Below are 4,446 nucleotides of genomic sequence, written 5' to 3' on the forward strand. Positions count from 1 at the left end.
GGCTGCAGCTTCGGCTGGCGGTCGTTCGGACCGACGATGTAGACCTCGCGGCCGGGTTGGCGGCCGGTCAGCACATCCACGCCGAGGGCGATCACGCCGTCTGGCCCCGCGGCCAGTGACAGCGGGCGGCTACGTTCGGCGCCAGGCCGCTTCCACAAGCCGCCGGCACCGAAGCCGTATTCCAGCGCGCCATTAGGCTTCAGGCGCCACAAGCCGGTGTCGTTCTCGCCCTGCGAGCCGAACAAGGTGCCGGTGACCCAGGCCCCGCCGTCTTCAGTGGGCAGCAGGTCGACCACCATCAAGCGCTGGCCCACCGGCGACGCGATGCTGCGGCCCGCCGCACCCCAGCTGGTGTCGGCCTGGCCGTTGGCTTGCAGGCGTTGCACCATCGGGCTGCTGGTGCCCGAGGCGAGCGAGGTGACGCCGAGCCAAATGCGGCCGGTGGTGTCCACGCGCAGCGCGGCCGCATTGGCATCGCCACCACCGAAGTCCAGCGCCAGTCGGCCGGCCTTGCCGAAAGCCGGGTCCAACCCGCCGCCGGGCAGCTTGCGCTCCAGCAGCGTCGGTTCCTCGTCGTCGTTGATGCGCCAGCGGGTGCCGTCCGGCCCGCGCACGGCCATCGGCCCCGCCAGCACAGCGGCATGGAACAAGCAAAGGGCCAGTGCGGCCCCGGCCCCAGCGGCCCGGCGCCGCGCGTTCACTTGTTGATGTCGCCCAGGCAGAGGTACTTGACCTCGACGTAGTCGTCGATGCCCTGGTGCGCGCCCTCGCGGCCGAGGCCCGATTGTTTGACACCGCCGAAGGGCACTTCGGCCGTCGAGATCAGGCCGGTGTTGACGCCGACCATGCCGTACTCCAGCGCCTCGCCGACGCGGAAGATGCGACCGATGTCGCGGCTGTAGAAGTAGCTCGCGAGGCCGAACTCGGTTGCGTTGGCCTGTTCGATCGCTTCCGCTTCGGTCTCGAAGCGGAACACCGGGGCCACCGGGCCGAAGGTCTCTTCGCGCGACACCACCATCTCGGGCGTCACGTTGGACAGCACGGTCGGGCTGTAGAAGCGCTCGCTGATGCGCTCACCGCCGGTCACGACGGTGGCGCCCTTGGCGACCGCGTCGGCCACGTGCGACTCGACCTTGGCGATCGCCTGGTCGTCGATCATCGGGCCCTGGTTGACGCCGGCGTCGAAGCCGTTGCCGACCTTGATGCCCTTGGCCTTCTCGGCCAGCTTCTCGACAAAGCTGTCGTAGACCTTGGACTGCACATAGAWGCGGTTSGCGCAGACGCAGGTCTGGCCGGCRTTGCGGTACTTGCTGACCATCGCGCCTTCGACGGCCGAGTCGATGTCGGCGTCGTCGAAGACGATGAAAGGTGCGTTGCCGCCCAGTTCCAGCGAGATCTTTTTCACCGTCGGCGCGCACTGCGCGGCCAGGATGCGGCCGACCTCGGTCGAGCCGGTGAACGACAGGTGACGCACCACGTCGCTTGCGCACAGCGCCTTGCCGACAGCGATGGAGTTGTCCGCATCGGCAGTCACGATGTTCAACACACCGGCCGGCATGCCGGCACGCTGCGCCAACTCGGCCACGGCCAGCGCCGACAACGGCGTGGCTTCAGCCGGCTTGATCACCACCGGGCAACCCGCAGCCAAGGCCGGGGCGACCTTGCGGGTGATCATCGCGATCGGGAAGTTCCACGGCGTGATCGCCGCGCAGACACCGACCGGCTGCTTGATGACCAGGTAGCGCTTGTTGTTGTCGGTCGTCGGCACGGTTTCGCCGTAGATGCGCTTGGCTTCTTCGGCGAACCACTCCAGGAAGCTGGCGCCATAGCCAACCTCGCCCTTGGCCTCGGCCAGCGGCTTGCCTTGCTCGGCGGTCATGATGCGGGCCAGGTCGTCTGCATTCGCATGCAGCAGATGGAACCACTTCATCAGGATCGCGGCGCGTTCCTTCGCGGTCTTGTTGCGCCAGGCCGGCCAGGCCTTGTTGGCCGCGGCAATCGCCGCTTCAGCCGACTCGGCACCCAGGTTCGCCACGTCCGCCAGCTTGGAGCCGGTGGCCGGGTCAGTCACGTCGAAACGCGCGTCGCCGGCGACCCACTCGCCACCGATGAGCGAGTCGGTCTTCAGCAGGCTGGGGTCGTTCAGCGTCGAGAGAGGGGAGGTCTTCATGTCCATGGGTACATCCTATGCCGAGGTCGTCTGAGCGCTGTTACAGGTGACGTTGAATGAGTTCCTGCGGATGGCCGCGCCCCGGTTCGGGATGGGCTGGTAGGCGCAAACCACAGTCATAGCTTGAGCTATGACGAGGATTTGCAACGACGCAGACCGCCCGAAGCGGGGATGCGGGCGCCGCGAGGGACTCGTTCAGCGTTGCCTTAGCCGGCGACAGCGGCGTCGAAGGCTTCCGCCAGGATCGCCAGGCCTTCTTCGAGTTGCGCTTGCGGCACGGTTAGCGGCACCAGAATGCGCAGCACGTTGGCATAGCTGCCACACGACAACATCACCAGGCCACGCTTGATCGACTCGGCGCAAATGCGCTTGGTCAGGTCGGCGTCCGGCTGATGGACATCGCCGTTCTTGAACAGTTCCACTGCGACCATCGCGCCTGAGGCACGCACGTCGCCGATCGCCTTGTGCTTGGCGGCAATGGCCTTCAAGCCGGTCACCAGCGTTTCGCCAACGGCCTTCGAGCGGTCGAGCAGTTTTTCTTCTTCGAAGATGTCCAGCACCGCCAGCGCCGCGGCGCAAGCCAGCGGGTTGCCGGCGTAGGTGCCGCCCAGGCCGCCGGGCAGCGGCTTGTCCATCAGCTCGGCGCGGCCGATCACGGCCGAGATCGGGAAGCCACCGGCCATCGACTTGGCCATCGTGACCATGTCGGGCACCGCGTTCGGGCCCCACTGCTCGCAGGCCAGCCAGGTGCCGGTGCGGCCGGCGCCGGTCTGCACTTCGTCGGCGATCAGCACGATGCCGTGCTTGTCGCACAGGCGGCGCAGCGCTTGCGCGAATTCCGGCGGGGCGATGTAGAAGCCGCCTTCGCCTTGCACCGGCTCCAGGATGATGGCTGCGACACGCTCGGCCTCGACGTCGTATTTGAAGATGTGCTCGAGCGACTTCAGCGAGTCAGCCACCGACACGCCGTGCAGCTCGTTCGGGTATTCGGCGTGGTAGATCTCGGCCGGGAAGGGGCCGAAGCCGGCCTTGTACGGGGCGACCTTGCCGGTCAGCGCCATGCCCAGCAGCGTGCGGCCGTGGAAGCCGCCGCCGAAGGCGATGACGGCCTGGCGCTTGGTCGCGGCACGGGCGATCTTGACGGCGTTTTCGACAGCCTCGGCGCCGGTCGACAGGAAGTAGGCCTTCTTCGCGAAGTCGCCCGGGGTCTTGGCGATCAGGCGCTCGGCCAGGTCGATGTAGGGCTCGTAGGCCAGCACCTGGAAGCAGGTGTGGTGGACCTTGTCCAACTGGGCCTTCACGGCGGCGACGATCTTCGGGTGGCGGTGACCGGTGTTCAGCACCGCGATGCCGCCGCCGAAGTCGATGTAGCGCTTGCCTTCGACGTCCCATACCTCGGCGTTTTCGGCGCGCTCGGCGACCACGTCATAGGTCTGGCCCAGGCCGGTGGGCAGGGCGGCGCGGCGGCGTGCCATCAGGGCGGCGTTGGTCTTGGCAGTGGCGGCGGGGTCGCGGTGCATATCGGGCTCCTGGGATGTGGTGCGGCGCCGGGCGGATGCCCCAAGGCGCCAAGACTGCCACTCTAGCCCCGCCAGGCCAGCCGCTACCATGTACAGCACCCAAGCCCCTGGTCGCGCACTGTGCTGGGTGTGCGACCAGTACACCTGCCGTTCCGACGCCCGAATGCTGCTGACCCTCGATCCCCAGGCCGCCTTGCCGCTCGTGACCCAGATCGTGCAGGGCCTGGGCCGCCAGATCGACGAGGCGGCGCTGCGTGAAGGCACCAAGCTGCCGTCGATCCGCCAGTTCGCGCAAAGCCACCAGGTCAGCGTCTTCACGGTGGTCGAGGCCTATGACCGGTTGGTGGCGCAGGGGTACCTGGTCTCCCGGCCACATTCGGGCTTTTTCGTGCGGCGCCGTGCGGCGGCCGGCGCGGCCGAGCCAGTGCCTGCAACCCCGCAGGGTTTCGACTCGGCCTGGTACCTGCGCCGGATCTTCGAAAACCGCCACCTGGCCGTCAAAGCGGGCTGTGGCTGGTTGCCGGGCGACTGGCTGTTCGAAGACGGCCTGCGCCGCGGCCTGCGTGCGCTGGCCGCCGACGACGCTGACCTGGGCGGCTACGGCGACCCCAAAGGCCACCCGCCGCTGCGCCACGCGATCTGCGAGGCGCTGGCCGAGCAGCAGGTGACCGTGCCGCCAGCCCAGGTGCTGCTGACCCAAGGCTCCAGCCAGGCCCTGGACCTGTGCGTGCGCCGCCTGGTGCGGGCGGGCGACAC

Annotated in this window: 4 protein-coding genes; 1 reads left to right on the forward strand and 3 read right to left on the reverse strand. The window is 68.2% G+C overall.

All coding sequences use genetic code 11. From position 1 onward, the window contains the following. From AC1DYI_RS27610 to gabT, 3 genes are all read right to left on the reverse strand, one after another. Nucleotides 1-650 (reverse strand): NHL repeat-containing protein (locus tag AC1DYI_RS27610; RefSeq protein ID WP_477207325.1); only part of this gene is annotated, 650 nt, incomplete at its 3' end. 47 nt (nt 651-697) lie between these two features. Continuing rightward, entirely contained in the window at nt 698-2,176 is a 1,479-nt protein-coding gene (locus AC1DYI_RS27615) for an NAD-dependent succinate-semialdehyde dehydrogenase (RefSeq protein WP_477207326.1), read from the reverse strand. 200 nt (nt 2,177-2,376) lie between these two features. Then, nucleotides 2,377-3,690: a 4-aminobutyrate--2-oxoglutarate transaminase gene (gene gabT / locus AC1DYI_RS27620; RefSeq protein WP_477207327.1), complete on the reverse strand. Its 1,314-nt coding sequence runs from the start codon at nt 3,688-3,690 to the stop codon at nt 2,377-2,379. Between the two features lie 166 nt (nt 3,691-3,856). Here gabT and AC1DYI_RS27625 point away from each other — a divergent pair. Further along, nucleotides 3,857-4,446: GntR family transcriptional regulator (locus tag AC1DYI_RS27625; RefSeq protein WP_477207328.1), on the forward strand; the 590-nt coding region annotated here is incomplete at its 3' end.

The sequence above is a fragment of the Ideonella sp. P3_A4 genome (genome assembly GCF_056403075.1).